Here is a 23,578-nt window from a genome sequence, read left to right on the forward strand (position 1 = left end):
TTTAATACCTGTACCCTTCTTATTGAACTTATATCATTTCCTCAAAAGGGTATAGTAAGAAAAATAAATAATAAGGAAGGAAGTATTTTCTTACAACCTTACTTATATTTACATTTTTGCTAAAGAGGTGCCAATATGTCTTCATATTTAATCCCAATAAAGATAGCATTTATTATATTTAGCATATTAGGTTTTTTCCTTATTCTCCCTTGGCTAATATATAGTTATAGAAAATATGGTTACTTCAGCCTTTGGGCTTCAATTGTGGCCTATTCCTTTATTTTCTATATGTTATCGGCTTTATTTTTAGTTCTTTTGCCTCTTCCAGATACCCGCGATACTTGTTCTTCACAATTACCTAATACGGTGCATTATTCACTTGTCCCATTTTATTTTATCTGGGATGTTATTAATAGTAGTTCAGTTGTTTGGTCACAGCCTTCTACCTATATTCAAATATTCAAACAAAGTGCATTTTTGCAGGCAACATTCAATTTTCTATTATTATTGCCTTTTGGTGTTTATCTAAGATATTTTTTCAAACAAAAACGATATTGGAAGAAGGCACTTGGATTGGGAATTGTGTTATCTCTATTTTATGAGATAACACAGGTAACAGGTATTTACGGAATCTATAATTGTGCCTATCGAATATTTGATGTTGATGACCTTATATTAAATAGTACTGGTACTTTGTTTGGGTTCCTTATTGGTCCTGTCATACTTGCTTTGTTTCCATCTAGGAAGAGCCTTATTGACAAGGGAGAAAGGCTACAGGAAAGTCATTTCACTCCCCCATTGTCCCAATTAGTGGCTGTCATCATAGATTATCTATTAATAAGTCTCAGTTGGAACCTAACAGCAGGATTGTTTACAACAAATGGTTTTTTTGAATTTATTTATGCAACGATTGGCTTTTTTATTTTTTACTTTGTTGTGCCTCTTTTTGGGCAGGGAAAAACAATCGGAACAAACATAATGCGTTTTAAACTCATTAAACTGGATAGAAAATCACCTATGTGGCAGTCATTACTAAAAAGGTCTATTGCAATATATTTCCCGTGGGTAGCAACATGGTCTTTAAAATTTTTTAATAGTATTGACTTAGATATGAACTCAAATTTTTATCTCTATCATGCATTGATCACAGTGGCAGTACTCGTATTTGTTGTAATATTATGGGCTGTATTATTTATTCATGTAGTTTACATCTTATTTAAAAAAGGGAAAAGAACCTTTTACTTTGACTATTTAGCAGATTTAATTCCTAGGAGAAAATAAACATTCTCGAATACAGCAAATCTCACTTCGGGGTTTGCTGTTATTTTTAAGGTTTACATTAAAGTGATATAGGGTGAGGAGATTTTAATTGTTATTGTAGTTTACGAGGAGGATTCTTAATGAAAACAATTTACATACAAAAAATGTTCAAACCCGAGCCTAATATCGGCAGACGAACCAACAGCTGCATTTTGTCAGTGACTAACAAATAGACCTAACAGAAGATTCCTTTTTTCTAATGGTTCTTTTTGTTTAATACTTTTTAATCATTTTACCAGTGTTTTCCTATTATTAATTTCTTATTGCCGTATGACTTTCTTTCCATTTTAGTTGGTACTACTAGATTTAAAATAGATATTTTATTAGTAATGAATGAAAAACCCTATAAGTATTATACATTTGATGCATCTTTTTCCCTATGGTTACTTATTTTTATATATACTATAATCCATTATAAGAAAATTATATATATTAAAAAAATAATGTCCGTTAGGGGGGAAAGGATGCTTCAAGGAGAAATCATTAAGTTCTATCGTGAAAAAAATAAAATGACACAAGCACAATTAGCAGAAGGTATTTGTACGACTACGCATATTAGCAAAATTGAACGAGGAAAAACGGCATATTCCGAAGAACTTATTACCTTATTCTCAGAACGTCTTTCGATTGATATAAAAAAGGAGATGGAAAATGCGAAAAAAATTGATTTGCTACTTCAACAATGGCATCAATCGATGATTATGGGAAGAAGAGATGTAATGGAACAAATCAAGACCGAACTGGAAGAAATAGCATTCATTCACTCTACTTACTATGCAGCCCACTACCGATTGCTTCAAGCAAGATATAACATCGTACATCAGCGGAATCAAATGGCTTTTGAAATACTTGAGGATGTAAAGAAAACATATACAAATCTTTCCACCTATGAGTATAGTCTATTACACCATATCTATGGAATCTACTATATTGGTGATCGAGCTAATGTTTCTCGAGAAAGTCATCTAAAACCACTTCAATCGTTGGAAAAAGTGAACATAGATGAGTATGGAAATGAGGAGTATTACTATCACCTGGCAATTTCCTATCATCTAATCGGATCCCACATTATGGCCTATTATTATGCAGAAAAGGCTTTGGGTTATTTCCAGTCAACAAATAATTACGCACGATCTATCGATGCAGAAACGTTTATGTTGCTACAAATGAATCGCGATGATTCCGTTGACTTTCATAAGATAGTAGAGCGATACAATAATTTAATTCATAACTGTGATATGCTAGGTTTTAAATCTAAAAAAGCAATTTTATTAAATAACCTAGGATTTGAGTATTTCCATAAAGATGAATTTGTTTTATCAAAAAACTGCCACTGGGCTGCAATGCAATTAGACGAACCAAATTCAGCAAGCTATCTTTTACATCTATATAATTATTTGGATTCCTGTATGGAAGGTAACCTTTCCAGAAAGAATATGTTATTGAACAAAATAAAAGAAGGCCTTTCCCTAGCCCAAAAATTAGATAGTAAGCATTTCATTATATTATTCCAGTTAATAAAGCTAAAAGCTCTTGGAAATAATGAAACCTATTACCAATTTATTGAGGAAAAGGCACTACCCCACTTTTCTTCGATGAACCATTTCATTTACTATAAGCGATATGGAAAAATTCTCTTTGAACACTACATTAAGACTAACCAATATATGAAAGCATCAAAAGTTCTTGGAGACCATTTATAAAATAATCCCCCGAGAATAGGAAAATTCTCGGGGGGTTGGTCCCATTACTCGTCTACTCGACCTTCATCAAGTTCACCTTCAGTCTGTTCTCCGACAAATTGCCAGTTTAGCTGAAGGGCATCACCTTGGAATTGGTTCTGATCTTCCCCATTATCAACAAATTCAAATAAGACGATAATTTTATTGATATTTCCTGGTTTAAGCCCATTCGGTACTCTTTCCCCACCAATAAATCGATCTACCTCTGTTAAGTCAGGTGTCATTGTGGATAATTCACGAAGAGTTGTTTCCATTACTGGAACGGTTGCATTGTTCTGATTGTAAAGAATAGTAACCTTAATGTGGTCAGCAAAATCTTCTGTATTATCACCTAGTACATCATTAACCTCGTAGCTCGTATTCAACAATACTTTGTGAATGTCTAATGTTCCATTGTTTGTAAGCGTAAATTCACGGGAAATTTCATCGCCGGGTTTTAGATTATCAACATTCACGATGGTTTCCGGATTAACGGATAAATCCAATGTACCAGCTGCAAATGTATTATTCACCACTTCCGTATCGCTGAAATACGCATATGTTCCTCCCCCCATTAATGAAAATCCCAGTGCTGCAGTTAGTAGTCCCTTACTTACTGTTTTTGTAAAACTCATTTTTGTTCCTCCTTTAATATTTTTTATATTTTTAACCCTATATCTCTATAACAAAGGATAGGGGATTAAACCGTTTCCGTTTCTTTGACCTTTTTTCCTTCTAGTTCTCTAGCTGCAAGGAAAATGGAACGTCCTGCTGATAGCACTATTAGTAGGCCTGGTATAAATAATAAAAGTGCTGATCCTAACTTTGATGTTGCAAATCCAATTACATATCCCATCATTGGAATGGTAAAACCTGTATACTTTCCTACGATATTTTGCATTTGAACATAATCACTGTCAGCTGCGTTGTTGTTATCTCCTTTAGTTTGAAATAATTGATTTCCGTTTACAATCATCACATCTACAATACGGTGCGTAATCAAATTACCGTCCTGTTGAAAGGTAATTATATCCCCTTTCTTGTATGTCGTATCAGAACCTACAAGTTTATTTACAATAATAGACCCCGTGTTAAACGTAGGATCCATGGAACCTGATAAGACTACTTTTACTTGATGTCCAAATATAGACGGGTCTCCACCAGAAGCCTTAGTTGAAAGAACAAAAAATGCTAGTATACAAATTAAAAGTAGTGATACCATCCTCACAATCCTAAACACAACTTTTATCATCTTCATCCCCCTCCAAGCGACTATATTTCAATCGTAGGCTATAGACAGAAGATTGTAAATTGGGTTATTTTTCACTCAAAAGCGATCAAAAATAACCATTTTTATCAGGGGAAATCTATCAAATGCGATTCTATTAGGGTTTTCTATAACCCAATTGACTGTCTAGGGTGTGCCCAAGAATAATAGAGAGTGTAAGCAAAAGAAATGGAGAGGTGATTATGTTGAAGAAGAAAAAAGGTTTCAAAAAGAAGGCACTTCCAGTATTGTTAACCGCATCGTTAGCCTTCAGTGGATTCACTTTATCTAGCACCAATGTTTTCGCAAGTGGAGAGGTAGGATTAGAAAAGGATTTTAAAAAGCCTTCGTATGTGAATGTCTTGAGCGATGCACCTGAGGGATTAAGTAAAGAGGACACTGTTTATCTATTCCTTCAATCACAGGTATCAGATCGTACCACAAGATCGTTTAACTCCAAGGATATCAACACATATATTAAAGAGGCTAAAAAGCAATTTGAAATTGTAGACAAAAATAGTGACAAAGAAACAGGAACACATCATTTTAGAACAGTTGAAATGCTTAACGGTATTCCAATTTATGGTTCTGAACAAACAGTGGCACTTGACAAAAACAATGATATAACCACTTATTTCGGAAAAGTTACGCCAAATCTTTCACGTTCTACCATGTCATCTGCCCCGGCGCTTTCAGAAGATGAAGCCTTAGATGTTGCAAAAAATGATATTGAAAAAGATATAGGTGAGGTGGAAGATTACGATGGTATTGACGCAAAGCTAATCTGGTATCCTGAAAATGAAGGTCATACGTTAGCATATCTAGTCAAAGCTTCAACCTCTACACCTGCACCAGGTTATTTTCACTACTTTGTGGATGCCAATAGTGGTGACATTATGAAAAGCTACGATGCTTTCCATGAAATGTCGCCAGTGATAGACTCACAGAAAAATAGTTTCTCAGTTGCATCTTCCGGTGAAGAATCAGAGGGATCTCCTAAGGAAGAACCGGCACCATCAGAGTCCGTAACGTCAAGAGGAATGGACATATTTGGAAACTTCTTAACGTTTAATTCTACGTTAAATACGGAAACCGGGGAACGTTATTTATTTGACAGTACAAGGGCAGATGGTATCCATACATTCCATGCAGAACGTATGCCAGAGTTTTACTTCCTGCTAATCAATGCTTTTTTAGGCTTCACTGGATTTGAAGTAACCACACCAACTAGCTTTTTCTATGATCCAGCAGCAGTTTCTGCACATGTCAATGCTGGAAAAGTTTATGACTACTATCAAGAAGTATTTGACAGAGATTCACTTGATAATGAAGGCATGAAAATAATCTCAACCGTTCATGTTGGAGAACAATATAATAATGCCGGATGGAATGGCAAACAAATGATTTATGGTGATGGAGATGGTCAGCTCATGATTTCTACATCAGGTAGTATGGATGTTATAGGGCATGAGATGACACATGGAGTAATTGAGCATACGGCTAACCTGATTTATGAGGGTGAATCAGGGGCATTAAATGAATCACTTGCGGATATTATGGGAGCATTCATCGAAGATAAGTCAGGAGATGACTTGTGGTTATTAGGTGAAGATATTTATACACCAAATATACCAGGTGATGGCCTGCGTGATATGAAAGATCCTGGTTCTGTACCTCTTTCAGGTTATACAGAAACTGGCTTCTACCCTGATCATTATGATGATCGTTACCTAGGCGAAAAGGATAATGGTGGTGTACACATCAATAGTAGCATCAACAATAAAGCAGCTCATTTAATTACAGAAGGTGGTACACATTATGGGGTAACGGTTAATGGAATCGGAAAGCAAAAAGCGGAAAAAATCTTTTACCGTACGCTTACTCATTACCTAACAGCTTCCTCAAACTTTAGCGAAATGCGTCAGGCAGCAGTGCAAGCAGCACGCGACCTATATCCTGATCGTAATGGAGAGCCATCTGCTGAAGTACAGACAGTTATGGCAGCATATGATGCAGTAGGGGTTCAATAAATTAATCTGTTATAAGGACGGTTAAACTGTTTCACAGTAGTTATGTCTACTTTGATACAGACTGACCGTCCTTTAATTTTTATTTTTTTAATGCGGTGCGGTTTCTATCTTATCAAGTCTCTTATCTGCTCTTTTTTCCACAGTTTTCAAACCAATAAGCTTTCAACTGTCATATCATATACCTTAACAAAAAAAAGCAGATAACAAAGCTAATTATTTTACTGTAATGAGTAAAAGTTAAAAACGCTCACCAAGAGCGTTTTTTACTAAAAGTCAATTTTGTCCTGCACTACTATATAGATACTTACCTTCCACTCCCCGCTTGAATCTCTCCAGATTCTTTTTCAATTGTTCAGTCGGTATGCCGACATTAATGCGGATAAAGTACTTTGATACCTCTCCATACATTTTTCCACTATTAACGAAGAAATTACATTCTTGGGCTAAAAATTCATAAAATTCCTTTTCATCCACATTTAATTCACTATAGTCAATCCAAGCTAGGAAACTAGCATCTTGCTCCATTACTTTAAATCTAGGGCTAAGTTCGGCAAAAAAAGCTGTTACAAAATCTTGGTTTTCCTCAATAACTATTTTCATCTCTTCCATCCAGTCTCGACAATGATCATATGCTGCTTTTGTTGCGACTAAACCAAGTACATTTGCTTTCTCAATACCGGAAGCTAAGTTTGTATCTACAAATTTCTGTCTTAATTCCGGATTGGCAATAAAAATGTTAGAGGTTTGTAGGCCTGCAATATTAAATGTTTTTGATGCAGCGGTACAGACAACACTCAAACGTTCAATTCGTTTGTCTACAGATGGTAAAATAAAATGCTTTTTGCCTTTTAAAGTAATATCAGCATGGATTTCATCACTAACGATAATTAGATTGTTTTCCAGTGCAATGTCTATCAACTTTTGTAGTTCTTCTTTTGTCCAAACTCTTCCACCTGGGTTATGAGGACTACATAGAAGGAGCATTTTTACATCGTCCTTCTTAGCAAGGCTTTCAAGCTTTTCGAAACTAATATAATAGCGATTATCCTTTAAAATTAATGCACATTCTTCTATCCGACGATTTTGCATTTCAACTACGTGATAGAACGGATTATACACTGGCGTCATCATAATTACGCCATCATTTTCCTGTGTAAAAGCTCTAACACATGTGGATAAAGCAGGTACAATTCCAGGGGAAGTAATCACCCATTCCTTCTCAATTGAAAAATCATGTACTTCTTCAAAGAAATTTTTAACTGAATCTAAGTAATCATAAGTTGGCTCGGAATATCCTAAAACTTCTGTAGTAACATATTTTTTAACGGCATCTACAATTTTTGGACATGTAGGGAAGTCCATATCTGCAATAGTCATTGGAATGACATTGTCTCTAGACTTCTCATCTATCGTGTTCAATTTTAACCATTTACAAGAACCATTTCTACGCCTGTCATAGTATGAAGTAAAATCATATTTCATTGTGTGTGTCCCCTTATTCTGATTTTTTATCGCCCCTGAAGTCCTCTCGTTTATGAAAAGAATTTCATCTCAATACCAAGCTATTATTCTTTTAGCTCAAATTCCATATTATATTTCGGTTTTTAATTAATGAAAGCGTTTAAATTATATAGTTTTAATTCTATTAAGAAAACCTATTTCGGTCAATACTTATTAGCACATCCCCTAATGAAAGCCTTAAACCAAAGGTACTAATTCTCAGGAAAGGGAAGATGCCATTTATGGATACTACTCGAGAGGAAAACTTCTTTAATATCATTAATCCTTTTTAAGAAAAAAATAGGGAATTGTCCCTTTGTCTGGGCTTGTTCCTAAGCTGTTGGACCAGAGTATCTGGATTGTATGAGGAATTGGAGAGGTTTATTTTCAAGCATACTGGTGATACCATCGAATATGCTCTCGCATAATCGATGCCTAGGCTGTATACATGCAGCTTTTCATGAATGTGCGCAACTATCTAGTATCACAAGCTATCGAAAAGAGAACTTACTTTCACAGCAATAATGGGAGGGATAGTCCCTCCCACTTCATTTTCCTTAATTCACTCCTACTGCTTCCCATTCTTCCATAAATTCGCCAATTGATTTCTCCATTTCCTCATCACTTGGAATATGGCTTAATATTTCCTCTTGGCTATAGACTTTTCCGCCCTTAACAATGGTATGGATATCCTGTGTATGTTTAATATTATCTAATGGATTATCATTTAAAATAACGAGATCAGCGATATTTCCTTCTCTAATAACACCAATTTCATCAAGATTAATAGATTTACCCGCATTCACTGTTGCTACCTGTAATGCCTCTAACTCTGAAAATCCGATCTCCACAAATATCTCTAGTTCCCGATGAAGTGCCATCCCCGGATACGTGTTAAGCAATGCCGGAGTATCAGTCCCAGCAACCACTGTCCCCCCCATATCAAAGTAGGTTTTTGCAATAGATTTCGTCAAGGTGTTTATGACAGCGGTACTTTCTTTGATTAAATCTATATGTGCTATATTTTTTTTCCACTCTTGTACTAGATTCTTTAGATTTCCAATGGATTCAATCACATTGTTTTTAGGTGACCAAATGGATGGATAACTCATTGCTTGATCAAATAGAACCATTGTTGGACATAGTTTTACATTCCATTCTAGCATTTTCTTACAAAGCTCAATAATTTTCTCTTGATCTGGATCTTCCCAATTAATATGACTCCACTCTGCTTGATCAACTTGCGTATTCCAACCTTTATATATCTCTTGTGCAAATCCAGATGCATGTTCAAACCAAGTAACACCAGCCTTCGCTGCATCTAATGCTGTTACATCCTTCGAGTTTATTAAATCAATCGCTACTTCCAAGCCATATTTCTTCGCTTCATCAGTTGCCGCTTCCATGACATCTCTCTTAATCCAACCATATAATTTAATAAATCTCGCCCCTACTTCTACTTGCCTACGAACCTCTTTTCTAGCCTCTTCTGGATCATCTGTTACAAAATTACCATAGTTAGTTGGTCCCCATTGCCCAGGTGTTCCGTCAATCATTCTATCTGAAGCATACACTCTAGGTGTCGGTGCATTGTCAGGCTTCTGGATTAAATTATTAAGTAGTAGGACATTTCCGGCCGTGTTACGTACTGTCGTTACGCCTGATGCAACAAAATGAGGTGCGTAGCTCTCATTTATATGACAATGCATATCGATTAGGCCAGGGATAATATATTTACCTTCTGCATCAGCAGTGTCAATCCCCACCGGTAACACGTCATTTTTCTTAAAAATTCTTTTTACCTTATTTCCCTCTACTTCAATTGAACCGATAAAAGAACTACCATTTTCCACATCAATAATTGTTCCATTTTTAATAATAAATTCTCTCATTTCTTTGTACCTCCTATAATATATCGTTTTAATTTTTCTGATTTTATTGTATATTGATTCTTATAATAGTTTTTCAAAATTGTCATATAGTGGAATTTTTGATTTCTTAGGGGGAATGATGTGGTGGCATACGGTAAAACACTCAGAAAAATCAGGAAACAAAAGGGAATAACACTAAAAGAGCTTGCAGATGGAATCTGTTCGATATCTTTTTTATCAAAGTTTGAACGGACTGATTCTGACATTACCCTGGGCCTTATGACAAGCGTATTAGAAAAGTTAATGCTAAGTTTTGATGAGTTTTTATACATCCATCATGATTTTCAACCTAACAAACTAGAACAATTTTTTAAATCAGTTAATACGGCCTATATGAATCGGAATGCTAAACTACTTAAAGAATTGAAGAACGAGGAAATGAAAAAATGGAAAAGATATGGAGTGGAAACCTATCATTGGAATGCATTAATGATTATGATGTTAGGACAAATTGTGGATGAACAGTTTATAGACGAAGATTTTGAGGAAAATGACATTCGACTTCTTTCCGATTATTTATTTCGGGTAGAAGTTTGGGGATACTATGAGTTAGCACTTTATAATGGAACACTCCTGCTTCTCGAAACCGATATGGTCATTATGCTTTCGAGAACTGCCTATCAGAAAAGTAATCGTTTTAAAGATTTTAACAAGGTTAAAGATGCTATCACCACTGTTCTTTTTAATACGATTATTTATTTGCTAGGACCTGTTAATCGATTTCATGAGGAATTTACATATCAAAAAGAAATTGGTGAGTTTATTTCTTATCTTGAAAATCTTGCACTTTCTGAAGAGAACCTATTAGAAAGAGTACATTTATTACAACTCAAAGGTGTCTATGATATAAGAACTGGGAACAAAGAAGAAGGTGTGGTCAAAATCAACCACTCCATCCAAATTCTAAAGGATTTACAATCTACTAAGATGGCTAATAACTTCGAGCAATACTTGCAGCAAATTTTATCGTATCTGAAAAATACCCAACTCTGAATGGAGAGTTGGGTATGGATGATTATGTTGCCTTCCTTGCTGCCTTCATAATTAAACTAACAACAAATATTAAGATAATAGCTCCGATTAGAGCTGGGATTATAGAGTATCCACCTATTTCCGGTCCCCAATCTCCTAGTAGTGCAGTCCCAATCCATGCTCCAATAATTCCAGCAATTATATTTCCAATAACACCACCCGGGATATCTTTACCAACGATTAAACTACCAATCCAACCTAAAATACCTCCGACAATTAAGCTCCAAATGAAACTCATAATGCGTTTCCTCCTAGTGATGATATATTTTTAAAGCTATTATATATGTATCCAAAAGGTGGACAACTTAAACATCGGTATTATTTTTTATGTAGAGTTAGGAGGTTTTTATTGCTAGCAAAAGGTTGAACTTGGACTTTGATGGTATTTACCCGTAAGACTCTTCTACCCCTTTTCTAGTCATTATAACTGCTAATAGCACGGCACTAATTCCCCCGACCATTTTCCCAATAATCATCGCAAATACGATTTCTTTATTTATTCCAGCAACAAAACCTAGATGGCCTCCTAAAACAAAGGCACCACTTACTGCAAAGGAAACATTTATTATCTTTCCTCTAGGGTCCATATCTTTGAGCAACGATAACATGGGAATATTATGAGCCATACTTGCTACTAATCCAGCTGTTGAAATATCACTAATGCCTAGTAGCCCACCAAGTTTAATCAACGGTTTTTTAAGAATATAGGATATAAACGATACAAGCGGAAATGCACCGGCAAGAAAAACTGCTATCATTGCAACAATCTTTACACCTTCATCAATCGGTGTCATATTAGGGAAAATTACAATATTGGTAAAGGTTTCTACACTTATTGCAGCAAGACCGACAATCGCAATAATTTCAATCCCTTTTGCAAAAATGGAGAATCCAGTAATCATCTTATCCGTATATTTAACCAATCCAATTGAAATTAGAATCGATAGTAGAATCATAGGAATGAGATTCTTAATGATCATCCATAAATCTAATCCAGCAACTAATCCTCCGACTAAGCAACCAATCGGTACAGTAATTAAGCCTAATAAAATTCCTTTAGCAAAGTACGGATGATCCTCTTTTTTAATAATCCCTAGTGCCACCGGGATTGTAAATGCTATCGTTGGTCCCATCATCGTCCCTAAAAAGACCCACGAAAAAGTTTCGGCTTCTTCACTTTGAGACATCTCGGTTGCTAATGAGTAGCCCCCCATATCGAGTGCCAATATGGTATTCGCAAACGAAGCAGGGTCAGCACCAACTAAAGCGTAGACAGGTGCAATTACTGGGGTTAAAATCGATGCTATCACAGGGGCAAGTGATATGATTCCAACCATTGCAAGAGTAAGTGATCCCATGGTCATGAAACCTTCCGTAAAGCGATTACCTAACCCCCATTTATTCCCTATTATTTTATCAATTGCGCCTAAACATAAAAACCCGATTACTATGTAAACTATTACGTCGTTTATTCCCATAACTTTTCTCCATTAGAATTCATATTTTATATACTGTTAATTTAACATCAACATACTCTTCCGTAAATGAAATAATTTCGATTCCTGATACCCACCCAACCATCTTGGAGCTTATCGCCATAAAAAACCTCACAAGCGAAAGCTTGTGAGGTTTATATTAATTTACCGTTTGTCTTAACGATGCACGAATAATCTTTGCTTCTTCTGGTGTAATTGTTTTTATTTTCTTTATAAAGTAAAAGTGTTTAATAAGGCAAAGAACAATCATAATTACCTTCACTAAAACAATATCTACATATATAACTGAAAATAGGATAAAGGCATCTGCGATAAGGTTAATACGAATCTTTTCTTTTCTAGTCATTCCTTTATTTTCGCGAAGTCTTACCACATATTCTTTATAAAACGATGTACCCTTGAACCAGTTTTCCACTCGCTTCGAGCTTTTACCGAAACAAAAAGCTGCAAATAAGAAAAACGGCCCACCTGGAAGTACAGGAAGTACCACACCAGCTACACCGATACCAAACGAAATAAAACCAAGAACAACAAATATAAAGCTCTTAACATTTTTCATTGTAATCACCTTACCTTTTCAGATGATTTCATATCCAATGTATAATTTTACACCCAATTCTTATTTAAATCAAAGAAAGGTATTATCAAGATAATATATTCCGTTACACCGCTTCTTATGTAAGGGTCCCATAATAACTAATCATAAAAAAACAGCATCTATCATCTAGATAGATACTGTCAGATAAGCTCAAAAACTAGTTCAAACAACCTTGTTTACCTTATCCATTATTGTGTATTTAATCCATTATCATCAAGATTTCTCACTAAAATGATTGTTACTTTTAAATTTAATTTTTCCTTAACTGCTCTAGCACCGCTTGTGCTTTATAACCAATTTCAAAATCATAAATTTCCGCGGCTTCCCCTTTGATGGCTTTTGTCAATTCATCTAGCAAACTCTTATGTAGAACTGATGTAGATGAGATTTCTTTTAGCTCTTCCCCATTTTTCCCACCTTTTAATTCACCCCAATTATCAAGTGTGAGAACTCCTTCTGTTCCGTAGGCAGTAAATCCAATATATTCATTGCCAGAAAAGTGACTAAGCCCATCAATTAATACTGGTGTCCCGTCTTCCAGTTCAGCTGTTGCAATAATGCCTGTTTCACATTTTGTAGGGTCATCTGGCAACTCCAGTCGAGTTTCAATGTTTTTTATATCTCCAAAAATTTTCAGGGTCTGTTGGATAAAATGAACACCTACTTCGAGAACAAATCCACCTTGTTCACGTCCACCTACCCAATCATTCTTTTGCCAAAGGCGCGGCCATTCTGGAAAGTGCATGGTAAGCTTTAGACGACGAAGTTTACCAACATACTGCTGATCGATTAGTTCTGCAAACCTAGCTGAAGCTTGTCCATAGTTAAGTGGGAAGTTCATGGCATGAATAATGTTTGCTTCTTGAGCAGCTTTAAGCATTGCTTCTGCTTCTTTCAAGGAGTTTGCGAGCGGCTTTTCACAGAGAACATGCTTCCCAGCTTGGATTACATCTAGCACAATTTGATAATGGAATTTAGGAGGTACTGCGACATATACCAAATCGATTTTCTCATCTTCTAACAATTTTTGATAATCAGTGTAAGCATTTACCCCACCAAGTTCTTCTGCTTTTTTTGTTGCAAGTGCCGCTACATGATCACAGACAGCAACAACTTCTATTTCCTTATATTCTGTAAATTGACTGATTAAGCGTTGGCCAATCGCACCAAGGCCAATAATTCCGATTTGAATCATAAATTTCTCCCCCTAGTCTAATAATGATTGGTATTTTTTTGCGATGTCATCTTGTAAAATACCTTCTTGATAGAAGGCATTCACGAAAACGGATAGCATCATTTCGTTTTCATCTGTTATAACCATTTTAGACAGTACTAGATTAATACTATCTGCAAGTTCTTTTGGATGTTCATACATCGTATTCCATGCGCTTACCTGTAATTCTAAATTATCGCCAAGAACTGCTGCTTCTATCGCTTCTTTGTCCTCGACAGGTAATAATAACTCCTCAAAGTACCCATAAGGATCCTCATACGTATCTGTGTATATGAAATCAACCGGATTAAATTCCTTTCGATTATATGTGTAACTTTCATTTCCAATGTTTATTATGAAGTCGTTTAATCGAAACTCTATTTTACCATTTTCTAATTCAATACTATCCTCCATAGAATTTATATAGCAAATGACATCTGGTGTTATAAACCAATAGCGATGCTTCAAATTTAACCCGCTAATGTATTCCGTTATTGAAGTCATTTCCAGTTTTTCCTCATCACGTAATATGGTATAAATGCTTGGACGGTAGTAATACTCACCATCCATTTCCTGCATGGTAATCGTCCACTCTGTATCAGGAACATCAAAAAGAACACGAAAAGCAAAACCCTCATCTGTTTTTTGCAATTCATAATAAATTAGCCATTGGTCAGTTTGAATTGGTACATTCGCTTCCTCGGTAAGTACGTTTTTAAATAGAAGATGTATTATGGATTTCGTTGAAAAGCCACCATCTGTATTCATAAATAGGTGTAGTGTCTGATCTTCCCGTTCTATTCTTTCAATGGTTGCATCATGTAAGCTTTCCTCAAAAATTTCTTGGATATTATTCGGTAAATACGTAACTGCATTTTGTGTATTCTTATAAGCAGCATCCAATTTTTGCTCAAATTCAAGACTATTTTTTCTAACCCAATCTAAATAATCTTCCCGAACTACTTTAGGTAATGTTGGTTGGTTTAATGTACCATTTTCAAGGTAAGGAATGAAACGGCTAGGTAAGACATGCAGTAGGTCATCCTTTACTTCTTCCAGTTCTTCTTTTAAACGTGCTTGAATGTCCTCTCCTTCTAATTCGGCATCCCTTAATGCCATTTCCCATTCTTCATCCGATTCATGTATAGGTAAGAGATTACATTTTTCAAACTTTAATCTAGCTTCCTTTGTCACGTTCCACATAAACTATCCTCCTTATACTTAGTCTGCCACAGGTTGAATGTTACGTATCCATCCCAATTTATCCAGGGAAATGTTAACTCCAAGATTTCTTGTATTGTCGGTTTCTTAGGTTCCAGGTGTTCGACCGTGCTCTGCCATGCTAGATCGCGAAGTATAAACTTGAAATAATAAATACGCAAGCACCGACAAAAACATCCCAGAAATATATGGAAAGCCTATATTAATTGAATATAAATATCCTCCTAATACCGGTCCAATAATTCTTCCTAGTGAATCGGATGAGGATAAATATCCTGTTGCAACACCATACCCTGATTTAAACTTCTTCGTTAATAATGAGGAGACACTTGGCCGGATAACTCCATTTCCAATACCAAACACCGCCAAGAAAATAGCTGCTGACGTAAAGTCTTGGATAAATAGTATGAGTCCAAAACCAATTGCTGATATGGAGATCCCAGCTTGAATAATAAGTGCTTCCCCGTATTTCTTTGTCCATCTTCCCATGGAACCTTGAACAATCGCACTAGCAAGCCCCATAATCATAAAAGCATAGCCCAATGTAACTGCATCGATTCCAGCTTTCCTTGCAGCAAAGTAAGCAAATGTTGCTTCTAAGCCTGCTAGTGAAAGAGAAACGAAAAAGTTCAGAAAGTATAACATTGCTAACGGACCACCGAAAACATCTTTTCTAGAAATACTTCCTTTTCTTTGTTTAACTCCAGATACATGAATAGATTCTCTAAGTATCAATGCGACCAAGATTAATGTAAAGAATGAAACAATACCAGAAATATAAAAAGGCATATGTTGATTAATATTCGTAAAGGTTCCACCAATTGCTGGACCACAAATAAAACCAAGACCAGTTGCAGCCCCAATGATGCCCATTCCCTTCGCTCGGTCTTCTTCCGATGTAATATCGGCAACATATGCTTGGACTGTCGGCATGTTCGCTGCTGATAATATTCCACCTACGATTCGTGCAGCAAATAACATCCAGAGTTCTGTAGATAGAGCTAACATGAAAAAGGACAAGGATAAACCAAAAATTCCTATCATCATAACGGGTTTTCGTCCAATACGATCGGAGACGCGTCCCCATATCGGTGCAAAGATAAATTGCATTAATGAATAAATAGCCATTAATAATCCTAGTTCAGTAGGCGAGGCACCTATGTCCTCTGCGTAAAATGGAAGTACAGGAATAATAATCCCAAAGCCAACCATAACAAGGAACATGATGAGAAATAGAATTGGTAGTACTTTTTTCAGTTGCATCGTAATTCCACCCTTGGTTAATCTGATGCCTAACATAGCATCTTTATTTCGAATTGCCCTACCGATATTTTCTGTATCTATATCGTTATTGTAAACCTTGCCTTTATATCATAACAAGGTTTGAAGGAAAAACTAGTATTTCAAGAAGTTTTTTAATAATTCTCCGTGATTATTTTATGGCTAAAAGACACCTTTTTACAGAGACAAAATCATACCGGGTAAAACTTTAAGTGGACATGCTTTATAATATGCTAGTATTTCAATCTCTATAATAGATACAAAAAAATGAGACCCGATTTGGGCCTCATAATATCATTATCCTTGTGTAGATGCTTTATTAATTTTAAGCTCCCATTCTTTTCTTCACAGGTCCTGTTGAAAGAATGTTTTCTATTTTAAACGTGCGTACTTTTTTACGCCAATAACAATACGCCACGAGTAGATCCTCATTCATTTTAATCACACGTATGATTCGCTGTGTTAGATTATTACTACTATCTATATAAAAGATTACTATTTTTTGATTAGTTTCAATGGAATGTTGGAAGATACTTTTCATTGTTACATCTCCTTAACAAGAACATTTGTTCCTATTATATCCATTTGCGTTAAGAATTGCAACAGAAACTTCGAGAAAAGTCTTATAAATTATGAAAGATAACAAAGATTAATTGGATACTAATTTATACATAGTTAGGGTTTTCTTCCACATCTATCCAATACTCGGTTCCTTCTAATTCACCTGCAAGTTGAAACAGAAAATCATCACGTCCACGTCTTGCCATTACTTGTACGCCACATGGAAGATTATCCTTCGTCAAATGCATAGGAAGAGTCATTGCAGGTTGACCAGTTAAATTAGCAAGTTGCGTAAAAGGAGTCCTCATAAGACTCTTATTAGCCACTTCCTCAACGAATCCTGATTTTTTGAGTACTCCTCCTAATCTTAAACCACCAACTACTCGAATTAGCGTTTTCTCAAAACTTGTTTGGTCAAGCTCTCCTATCTTAGATGGAGGATAAGCTGTTGTAGGTGTTATGTAGAAATCATATTCATCGTGGAAGTTTTCCATTTGGATGGCCACCTCATCCCAGAATTTCAGGCTAGTTAAGAATTCCTCTGCTGTCACAACTTTACCAAGTAATCCAAGTATCCATGTTGTTGGTTCAACATCTTTAAACGTAATTTTTCTACCAATCACACTTTCAAGTTCCCGTAATGTTGAACTAACCTCTGCAAAATACATCATCATATAACTTTCCGCTAATTGTTTCCCATTTACTGGAGCTTCTTTCTCTTCCACATAATGCCCCATGCTTTCCAATAACTTTACTGTTTTATGTACCGCCTCCTCACATTCTTCATCTACCGGAGTACCCAATGGAGATAATGTGGTAAACGCAATTTTTAATGATCGATTAATAGGAGTCTGTACCGCTGCTAAGTAGGAACCATCAAAAGGTGGGGCAATAAAGGCATTTGCACGGTCATACTGGTATTGATCAAGCATGGCAGCACTATCCCGAACAGTACGACTTAATATATGATCAACGGAAGCACCCTGCCACCCACGTCCTCTGACAGGACCAACTGGTACACGACCTCGAGTAGGCTTTATTCCAAATAATCCACAAAAAGCGCCTGGAATCCGAATCGAGCCACCCCCATCATTAGCACCAGCAATTGGAACCATCCCAGATGCAACTGCTGCTGCAGAGCCTCCGCTTGACCCACCAGGTGTGTAATCCGTATTCCAAGGATTCCGTGTGGGTCCATACAAAGTAGGTTCCGTTATTCCCATCAAAGCAAATTCTGGGACGTTTGTTTGGCCAATAATGGATACACCTGTATTCTTTATTTGACGAACGAATTCACTATCATTGTCTGCCTTGTAATCAGCTAAAACCCTTGAACCAGCCGACATTGGATGCCCCTTTGATTCTTGAGAAATATTCTTTGTTAATACTGGAACACCAGCAAAAATACCGGTTGACTTACCATTATCTTTTGACTCATACATTTTATGGATCACTGCGTTAAGAATTGGATTCTTTTTCTCAATCTCTTGTATGGCCATTTCTTGGACTTCTTCTGCCTTTACTTCTTTCTTTCGGATTAGTTCAGCCAAACTTAAGCCATCATATTGCTTGTAATCAAAAACCATTTATTATCCTCCCCCTCTATATGACTATTAACATAAATTTAGTTAACATTCGGAAAACTCTTACTTTATTGTAGCATATTTGGCATAAAAAAAAGACAAGGATTTCCTTGCCTAATGATTAATTTATTTTCTTTTTCCACCAATCCCTTGTCAATTTCATATTGATTGAATCAATCCATTCCCCTTCAAATTCCAAGTCTTTTTCATCTACACTATCAAATTGAAATCCAACTTTCTCATAAACTGTCTTTGCTCGTGGGTTAAATGCAAATACACTTAAAGTCACTTGATTTAAGTCCGTATGTGTAAAGAGATAATCAATCATCAATTGAGAGGCCTCTGTGCCAAACCCACGATTCCTTCCTCTTGGTCCAATTAATATTCTAAAGTTCATACTACTCTTTTTTTCATCATATAGATTGGCAACGACCTCCCCTATTAATGTATTCGTTGTTTTATCAGCGATAGCAAGGTCTAAACGATCTGGTTGTTCGTTTCTAGTATTATACCAATCATAAACTTCTTCCCGATTATATCCAGGGGTGCTTCCTGTTAATTTAATAACTTCAGGATCTTGTAAACATTCTTCTATTCTAGGAAAATCTTCTTCTACTTTAAATGGTCTCAATATTATTTTATCACCTAGAATAGTAGGTTTATTTCGTAAGTTAATCATTCCATTCTCCCCTATCAAACTTAGGAATTACTTCCTCGCTTCATTTATTACCTTCAATAGCTTTTCTGGATCAAAGCCTGATACCCATTTTCCATTGATTTCTGTTTGTGGAACGGATAGTTTTCTAGTTTTACCAATTAGTTTTAATAAGACCAAAGGATTGATGTCCACATTTACCTCTTTATAGGATACTTCAAAAGTGTCTAAGAACTGCTTTACCATCTTACAAACTGGACAAAGGGTAGTTGTATAGATTGTTATGTATGGATTCATGTTTATTACCTCTGTACATTTCTATGTTATTCGTTTATTCATTTAAAGAATACCTTCTTGCGTTTTTGATATGTTATTTACATACTAATTATACCACTGGTCGAAAGAAAATGAGAAAGGACGAAACCTTATTCGCCCTTTGTGCCATATTTATACTTTTATCAATAAGGAAGAAAATTACCAATTAGTTGGTTTGCAGATATAACCATAACTTCTTCATGTGTAACTTGTAAAGTCATTCTTTTTCTTCCCTTCCTAAATCCAAGCACTCATGCCGCCTTTAACATTGTATATTTTTTGAAAGCCTTGTTTCTTTAACATTTTTGCTGCTCTTGCACTTCTCATTCCACTTTGACAAATGACAACGACTTCTTTTTCTTTATCTAGTGTTTCCACGTTGTTAGATAGATTGGAAAGTGGAATGTTTTTAAATGGCTTTCGGTGATTTGAATTATATTCACTAGGTGTACGGACATCAATGAATTGTACATGGTTATCCTTGAATTTATCTTTAGTTTCTTGGACACTTAAATTTGTTACACCTTTTACAGGCATAAATCGGTTAATGAAAAAAGCGATGACTATAATTAATAAAATCCATTCAATCATATTCATTTAATTACTCCTCTTTTTATTGAATAGGAAAGGAGAAATTACTCCATTTCGCCTTCCCAATCAAGCATGCCGCCTAGCATGTTTGTTACATTGTATCCATTTTGGATTAGGAATTGACATGCGTTACTACTTCTCCCACCTGAGCGACATACCATGTAGTAATGCTCATTTTCATCTAATTCTTCTAGGCGTTCTGGAATTTGACCCAGTGGGATATGCTTTGCTCCTGGGATGATACCTGTTGCAACTTCTACATCTTCTCTAACGTCAATAATATTCACTTTTTCTTCTGAAACTAATATCTGTTCTAATTCTTTCGCTGTAATTTCTTTCATGTTTAACTACCTCCAATATACCTTATACCCATATAGGTATATATTTATCAAAAAAGAAAAGTTCATCAACTCTTCTTCACCATTGAATTGCTGAACTTATCTACTTTTCACTAATAGATTTACTGCTTCCTTCACTACTTGCTCCGTACTTTCACCATTTTCTATATTTTCCCGAACACATTGCTCTAAATTCATACTGACAATCAAACCGATGGTACGGTCAATTGCACTTCGGGAAGCAGATAACTGAGTAATGACATCTCTACAATCTTGATTTTTCTCAATCATACTTAAAACGCCTTTAATCTGTCCTTCAATTCGCTTTAATCGATTGACAACCGATTTATCATATTCCATTTATTATCACTCCTTATCCCTGCATGGACAATTGCTAATTTGATAACTGGCTACTTGATATCCCTTCGCTAATAAATATCTTACCCCTAAATTTAGTTCAAGGCGATCATTTGCAATCACATGTATGTTTTGATTTGGGATTACTTGAATAAATCGTTTCAAATAGGCATAGGGAATGCGCAAATTACTTTGGTCCTGATTTACATCAATATTATAGTCCCTTATATCTAGAACAATAATGCTTGTCTTATCATCACCGGTTTTTTTACAAGGAATACCTAGTACAGGAAAATATCTTTTATATAACATAATACATAAAAGTGAGCCAGCAATTACACTTAAATAGATACTCATATACCACCACCTATTATAAATATGGATACAGTCACAATATACCCCACAAGGTATATAACCAAGTTTCTTTTAGTAAATATGAAAACTATTAGAAGTAGTGGTATGGGATTATTTAAAGTTATATTCAGTAACGATTTTCTCTCTACCTGTAACTAAATCATTATAGTACTCATACAGATTAACTCCTAAATAGGAACCAGCTATATTAAATACATTATGGTAACCTAAGTTCTGTAGAGCCATGACCATGTTATAGCTTCGTTGACCAGAGCGACAATGAACATAAACTGGTCGATCAGTTGGAATTTCATCCAATCTATCTCTAAACTCACTCAAAGGAATATTAACGGCATTTATTAAGTGCCCTGCGGCAAATTCATTCTCTTCACGCGCATCAATAATAAAGGCATAGTTCTCAACTAATTCACGAACCTGAAAAACTTTTACCTCACTATATCTCCCGTGTAGTTGGTTTAATCCAACTAATGCTGCGTGATTAACTACATCCTTTGCTGTACCTAGCATTGGCGAGTATGTTAACTCTAAGTCCTTTAGATCTTCAATTGTTCCATCCATTATAATCATAGTAGCAATCACATCAATACGCTTATCGACATTCCCTTTTCCAATCGCTTGTGCACCTAGAATTTTACCTGTTGGTATTTCATACACTAATTTAAAATGCATGACATTACTATTTGGCATTAATCCAACTTTATCTCCTGGCATGATATATACAAAATCATGGCTAATACCTGCAGCTTCAGCGGTTCTTGCGTTTAAACCTGTTGATGCTGCATTTAGATCGAATAGATGAATGGAAGATGATCCAATTACTCCTAGGTTTCTGGTTGGATTACCATATATATGATTGGCTACCGCTCTTGCTTGTTTTTGAGCTGGTCCGGCTAAAGCTAAGCGTGTTGGCTTATTCAATAAACGGTGATACACCTCAATAGCATCTCCAACTGCATAGATATCTGGGTCACTAGTAACATAATTAGCGTTTACTTTTATGGCACCAGTTTCACCAATTACAAGTCCTGCATCTTCTGCTAGTCTTGTTTCAGGTCTCACTCCAATTGCTAGAACGACTGCTTGTGCATCGATTTTTTTACCAGATTGTGTTTCAATAAAACCTTCACCAATCTTTTCTAAACCATCATTCACAACTAGATTAATACCATGGTCAATCATTTCCTTATGAAGGATTTGTGCCATGTCATAGTCAAATGGTGTCATAATTTGGTTTGCAAATTCTACTAAGGATACGTTGTAATCTGCTAGACGAAGATTTTCTGCCACTTCTACACCGATAAAACCGCCACCAATAACTGCTATATCTTTGACTTCTTTGTCTAACATATTAGCATTGAGTTGTTGAATATCCACTACATTTCGAACAGTAAACACATTCGGATTGTTAATACCTTCGATTTTACTTGGACGAATAGGGGAGGCTCCTGGTGAAAGAATTAGTTTATCATAAGTCTCTTCGTAAGTAGTATCTGTTGCATAATTCTTAACTGTGATTGTTTTTTCCTCACGATTAATCTTGATTACCTCACTATGAACCCTGGCATCAATATTGTAACGCTTCTTAAATGTTTCTGGGTCCATTAATACTAACGATTCACTATTTTCTACAATCCCACTTAAATAATAGGGTAAAGAACAGTTAGAAAAAGATACATGTGGTCCCTTTTCAAACATAATAACTTCTGCATGCTCATCTAATCTTCTCACTCTTGCAGCAGTAGATGCCCCACCTGCTACTCCACCAACTACTAAAATTCGTTTTGCCATAATACAGCACTCCCTTTAACTTTATAAATAAAAACCTGAGTCCTACATTAATATATCAAGTAAAAATTTGACCGGAGTCCAGCTATCATAAAGGCTAAAATAATCTGTAGGATTCGTGTGCTAATTTTCTTGCCAACTTTTGCTTCAAGTAATGTTGCCAGTGTATCATTCAGTTACCTATTTTTTTCAAAAAAACATTAATTGCTGACAACCCTTTATACCCACACGGGTATCAAATTTAGCAATAAAATAGTCGTTACATAAAAACGACGGTTTATGGAATGCCTTTTACATGTTCTCACTAAATTAGCTCGTGTAAATCAATCACACGACCCATGATATACCCCTAGGGGTAAAATGTCAACCATCTTATCTTCTTAATTTTAAATGAACTTTTCTCTGATG

The 23,578-nt window shown here is 35.6% G+C and carries 23 protein-coding genes; 4 read left to right on the forward strand and 19 right to left on the reverse strand.

All coding sequences use genetic code 11. The features are described 5' to 3' along the window. Nucleotides 1–135 precede the first annotated feature (135 nt). Nucleotides 136–1,281, forward strand: coding sequence for a VanZ family protein (locus TY11_RS19100; RefSeq protein WP_042150047.1), 1,146 nt, complete (start codon nucleotides 136–138; stop codon nucleotides 1,279–1,281). 503 nt (nucleotides 1,282–1,784) lie between these two features. After that, nucleotides 1,785–3,023 (forward strand): helix-turn-helix domain-containing protein, encoded by a 1,239-nt coding sequence (locus TY11_RS19105; protein WP_042150049.1) that lies wholly within the window; start codon nucleotides 1,785–1,787, stop codon nucleotides 3,021–3,023. A 44-nt stretch (nucleotides 3,024–3,067) separates the two neighbouring features. On the opposite strand, the gene TY11_RS19110 is transcribed toward TY11_RS19105, so the two are convergent. Continuing rightward, nucleotides 3,068–3,676 carry a TasA family protein gene (locus TY11_RS19110; protein WP_042150051.1) on the reverse strand — a complete coding sequence of 203 codons (609 nt, stop codon included), beginning with the start codon at nucleotides 3,674–3,676 and terminating at the stop codon, nucleotides 3,068–3,070. 65 nt (nucleotides 3,677–3,741) lie between these two features. After that, nucleotides 3,742–4,293, reverse strand: coding sequence for a signal peptidase I SipW (gene sipW, locus TY11_RS19115; protein ID WP_231495884.1), 552 nt, complete (start codon nucleotides 4,291–4,293; stop codon nucleotides 3,742–3,744). Nucleotides 4,294–4,511: 218 nt separating this feature from the next. Between sipW and TY11_RS19120 the strand changes: the two genes are divergently transcribed. After that, nucleotides 4,512–6,338, forward strand: coding sequence for a M4 family metallopeptidase (locus TY11_RS19120; protein ID WP_042150055.1), 1,827 nt, complete (start codon nucleotides 4,512–4,514; stop codon nucleotides 6,336–6,338). Between the two features lie 273 nt (nucleotides 6,339–6,611). Here TY11_RS19120 and TY11_RS19125 read toward each other — a convergent pair whose 3' ends face one another. Both TY11_RS19125 and TY11_RS19130 read right to left on the reverse strand, forming a co-directional pair. Continuing rightward, the gene (locus tag TY11_RS19125) at nucleotides 6,612–7,820 is read right to left on the reverse strand and encodes a MalY/PatB family protein (protein WP_042150057.1); all 1,209 of its coding nucleotides are present in this window, start codon (nucleotides 7,818–7,820) and stop codon (nucleotides 6,612–6,614) included. A 575-nt stretch (nucleotides 7,821–8,395) separates the two neighbouring features. Beyond that, on the reverse strand, nucleotides 8,396–9,730 hold the full coding sequence (locus TY11_RS19130; protein ID WP_042150059.1) for an amidohydrolase family protein: 1,335 nt from the start codon (nucleotides 9,728–9,730) through the stop codon (nucleotides 8,396–8,398). Nucleotides 9,731–9,853: 123 nt separating this feature from the next. Between TY11_RS19130 and TY11_RS19135 the strand changes: the two genes are divergently transcribed. Next, entirely contained in the window at nucleotides 9,854–10,762 is a 909-nt protein-coding gene (locus tag TY11_RS19135; RefSeq protein WP_197025126.1) for a helix-turn-helix domain-containing protein, read from the forward strand. Between the two features lie 22 nt (nucleotides 10,763–10,784). Here the strand turns inward: TY11_RS19135 and TY11_RS19140 are convergent, their stop codons facing one another. The 15 genes from TY11_RS19140 to TY11_RS19210 all read right to left on the reverse strand — a co-directional run bounded on the left by TY11_RS19140 (nucleotide 10,785) and on the right by TY11_RS19210 (nucleotide 23,173). After that, nucleotides 10,785–11,039 (reverse strand): GlsB/YeaQ/YmgE family stress response membrane protein, encoded by a 255-nt coding sequence (locus TY11_RS19140; protein WP_042150063.1) that lies wholly within the window; start codon nucleotides 11,037–11,039, stop codon nucleotides 10,785–10,787. Nucleotides 11,040–11,187: 148 nt separating this feature from the next. After that, nucleotides 11,188–12,279, reverse strand: a complete 1,092-nt coding sequence (gene eutH, locus TY11_RS19145) for an ethanolamine utilization protein EutH (RefSeq protein ID WP_042150065.1) — start codon at nucleotides 12,277–12,279, stop codon at nucleotides 11,188–11,190. 157 nt (nucleotides 12,280–12,436) lie between these two features. Continuing rightward, the gene (locus tag TY11_RS19150; RefSeq protein ID WP_042150067.1) at nucleotides 12,437–12,856 is read right to left on the reverse strand and encodes a YbaN family protein; all 420 of its coding nucleotides are present in this window, start codon (nucleotides 12,854–12,856) and stop codon (nucleotides 12,437–12,439) included. A 289-nt stretch (nucleotides 12,857–13,145) separates the two neighbouring features. Next, a complete protein-coding gene (locus tag TY11_RS19155) occupies nucleotides 13,146–14,090 on the reverse strand; it encodes a Gfo/Idh/MocA family protein (RefSeq protein WP_042150069.1) in 945 nt (314 codons plus the stop codon). A gap of 12 nt (nucleotides 14,091–14,102) precedes the next feature. Next, nucleotides 14,103–15,311 carry a DUF4085 family protein gene (locus tag TY11_RS19160; RefSeq protein WP_042150070.1) on the reverse strand — a complete coding sequence of 403 codons (1,209 nt, stop codon included), beginning with the start codon at nucleotides 15,309–15,311 and terminating at the stop codon, nucleotides 14,103–14,105. A 105-nt stretch (nucleotides 15,312–15,416) separates the two neighbouring features. Beyond that, the gene (locus tag TY11_RS19165; RefSeq protein ID WP_042150072.1) at nucleotides 15,417–16,592 is read right to left on the reverse strand and encodes an MFS transporter; all 1,176 of its coding nucleotides are present in this window, start codon (nucleotides 16,590–16,592) and stop codon (nucleotides 15,417–15,419) included. A gap of 343 nt (nucleotides 16,593–16,935) precedes the next feature. Next, on the reverse strand, nucleotides 16,936–17,151 hold the full coding sequence (locus TY11_RS19170) for a hypothetical protein (protein WP_042150073.1): 216 nt from the start codon (nucleotides 17,149–17,151) through the stop codon (nucleotides 16,936–16,938). A gap of 124 nt (nucleotides 17,152–17,275) precedes the next feature. Further along, nucleotides 17,276–18,757 carry an amidase gene (locus TY11_RS19175; protein WP_042150075.1) on the reverse strand — a complete coding sequence of 494 codons (1,482 nt, stop codon included), beginning with the start codon at nucleotides 18,755–18,757 and terminating at the stop codon, nucleotides 17,276–17,278. 118 nt (nucleotides 18,758–18,875) lie between these two features. Next, nucleotides 18,876–19,433: a GNAT family N-acetyltransferase gene (locus tag TY11_RS19180; protein WP_042150077.1), complete on the reverse strand. Its 558-nt coding sequence runs from the start codon at nucleotides 19,431–19,433 to the stop codon at nucleotides 18,876–18,878. Nucleotides 19,434–19,460: 27 nt separating this feature from the next. Then, on the reverse strand, nucleotides 19,461–19,706 hold the full coding sequence (locus TY11_RS19185) for a glutaredoxin family protein (RefSeq protein WP_042150079.1): 246 nt from the start codon (nucleotides 19,704–19,706) through the stop codon (nucleotides 19,461–19,463). Nucleotides 19,707–19,961: 255 nt separating this feature from the next. Further along, nucleotides 19,962–20,321 (reverse strand): rhodanese-like domain-containing protein, encoded by a 360-nt coding sequence (locus TY11_RS19190; protein ID WP_197025128.1) that lies wholly within the window; start codon nucleotides 20,319–20,321, stop codon nucleotides 19,962–19,964. A gap of 38 nt (nucleotides 20,322–20,359) precedes the next feature. Further along, nucleotides 20,360–20,656, reverse strand: a complete 297-nt coding sequence (locus tag TY11_RS19195; RefSeq protein ID WP_042150081.1) for a rhodanese-like domain-containing protein — start codon at nucleotides 20,654–20,656, stop codon at nucleotides 20,360–20,362. Between the two features lie 96 nt (nucleotides 20,657–20,752). After that, entirely contained in the window at nucleotides 20,753–21,013 is a 261-nt protein-coding gene (locus tag TY11_RS19200; RefSeq protein WP_042150082.1) for a metal-sensitive transcriptional regulator, read from the reverse strand. Between the two features lie 6 nt (nucleotides 21,014–21,019). Further along, the gene (locus tag TY11_RS19205; protein WP_052345908.1) at nucleotides 21,020–21,367 is read right to left on the reverse strand and encodes a hypothetical protein; all 348 of its coding nucleotides are present in this window, start codon (nucleotides 21,365–21,367) and stop codon (nucleotides 21,020–21,022) included. Nucleotides 21,368–21,475: 108 nt separating this feature from the next. Next, on the reverse strand, nucleotides 21,476–23,173 hold the full coding sequence (locus tag TY11_RS19210; RefSeq protein WP_042150084.1) for an FAD-dependent oxidoreductase: 1,698 nt from the start codon (nucleotides 23,171–23,173) through the stop codon (nucleotides 21,476–21,478). Nucleotides 23,174–23,578 lie beyond the last annotated feature (405 nt).

Source organism: Paucisalibacillus algeriensis, assembly GCF_000577245.1.
In the GTDB taxonomy this organism is placed as follows: Bacteria; Bacillota; Bacilli; order Bacillales; family Amphibacillaceae; genus Ornithinibacillus.

Coding starts and splice junctions, on each gene's coding strand:
- TY11_RS19165 (WP_042150072.1), bottom strand. CDS start 16,592: ATGCAACTGAAAAAAGTACTACCAATTCTATTTCTCATCATGTTCCTT.
- TY11_RS19110 (WP_042150051.1), bottom strand. CDS start 3,676: ATGAGTTTTACAAAAACAGTAAGTAAGGGACTACTAACTGCAGCACTG.
- TY11_RS19190 (WP_197025128.1), bottom strand. CDS start 20,321: ATGAATATGATTGAATGGATTTTATTAATTATAGTCATCGCTTTTTTC.
- TY11_RS19120 (WP_042150055.1), top strand. CDS start 4,512: ATGTTGAAGAAGAAAAAAGGTTTCAAAAAGAAGGCACTTCCAGTATTG.
- TY11_RS19140 (WP_042150063.1), bottom strand. CDS start 11,039: ATGAGTTTCATTTGGAGCTTAATTGTCGGAGGTATTTTAGGTTGGATT.
- TY11_RS19155 (WP_042150069.1), bottom strand. CDS start 14,090: ATGATTCAAATCGGAATTATTGGCCTTGGTGCGATTGGCCAACGCTTA.
- TY11_RS19185 (WP_042150079.1), bottom strand. CDS start 19,706: ATGAATCCATACATAACAATCTATACAACTACCCTTTGTCCAGTTTGT.
- TY11_RS19170 (WP_042150073.1), bottom strand. CDS start 17,151: ATGAAAAGTATCTTCCAACATTCCATTGAAACTAATCAAAAAATAGTA.
- TY11_RS19105 (WP_042150049.1), top strand. CDS start 1,785: ATGCTTCAAGGAGAAATCATTAAGTTCTATCGTGAAAAAAATAAAATG.
- TY11_RS19200 (WP_042150082.1), bottom strand. CDS start 21,013: ATGGAATATGATAAATCGGTTGTCAATCGATTAAAGCGAATTGAAGGA.
- TY11_RS19130 (WP_042150059.1), bottom strand. CDS start 9,730: ATGAGAGAATTTATTATTAAAAATGGAACAATTATTGATGTGGAAAAT.
- TY11_RS19175 (WP_042150075.1), bottom strand. CDS start 18,757: ATGGTTTTTGATTACAAGCAATATGATGGCTTAAGTTTGGCTGAACTA.
- TY11_RS19150 (WP_042150067.1), bottom strand. CDS start 12,856: ATGAAAAATGTTAAGAGCTTTATATTTGTTGTTCTTGGTTTTATTTCG.
- eutH (WP_042150065.1), bottom strand. CDS start 12,279: ATGGGAATAAACGACGTAATAGTTTACATAGTAATCGGGTTTTTATGT.
- TY11_RS19125 (WP_042150057.1), bottom strand. CDS start 7,820: ATGAAATATGATTTTACTTCATACTATGACAGGCGTAGAAATGGTTCT.
- TY11_RS19180 (WP_042150077.1), bottom strand. CDS start 19,433: ATGATTAACTTACGAAATAAACCTACTATTCTAGGTGATAAAATAATA.
- TY11_RS19210 (WP_042150084.1), bottom strand. CDS start 23,173: ATGGCAAAACGAATTTTAGTAGTTGGTGGAGTAGCAGGTGGGGCATCT.
- TY11_RS19100 (WP_042150047.1), top strand. CDS start 136: ATGTCTTCATATTTAATCCCAATAAAGATAGCATTTATTATATTTAGC.
- TY11_RS19195 (WP_042150081.1), bottom strand. CDS start 20,656: ATGAAAGAAATTACAGCGAAAGAATTAGAACAGATATTAGTTTCAGAA.
- TY11_RS19160 (WP_042150070.1), bottom strand. CDS start 15,311: ATGTGGAACGTGACAAAGGAAGCTAGATTAAAGTTTGAAAAATGTAAT.
- sipW (WP_231495884.1), bottom strand. CDS start 4,293: ATGATAAAAGTTGTGTTTAGGATTGTGAGGATGGTATCACTACTTTTA.
- TY11_RS19205 (WP_052345908.1), bottom strand. CDS start 21,367: ATGAGTATCTATTTAAGTGTAATTGCTGGCTCACTTTTATGTATTATG.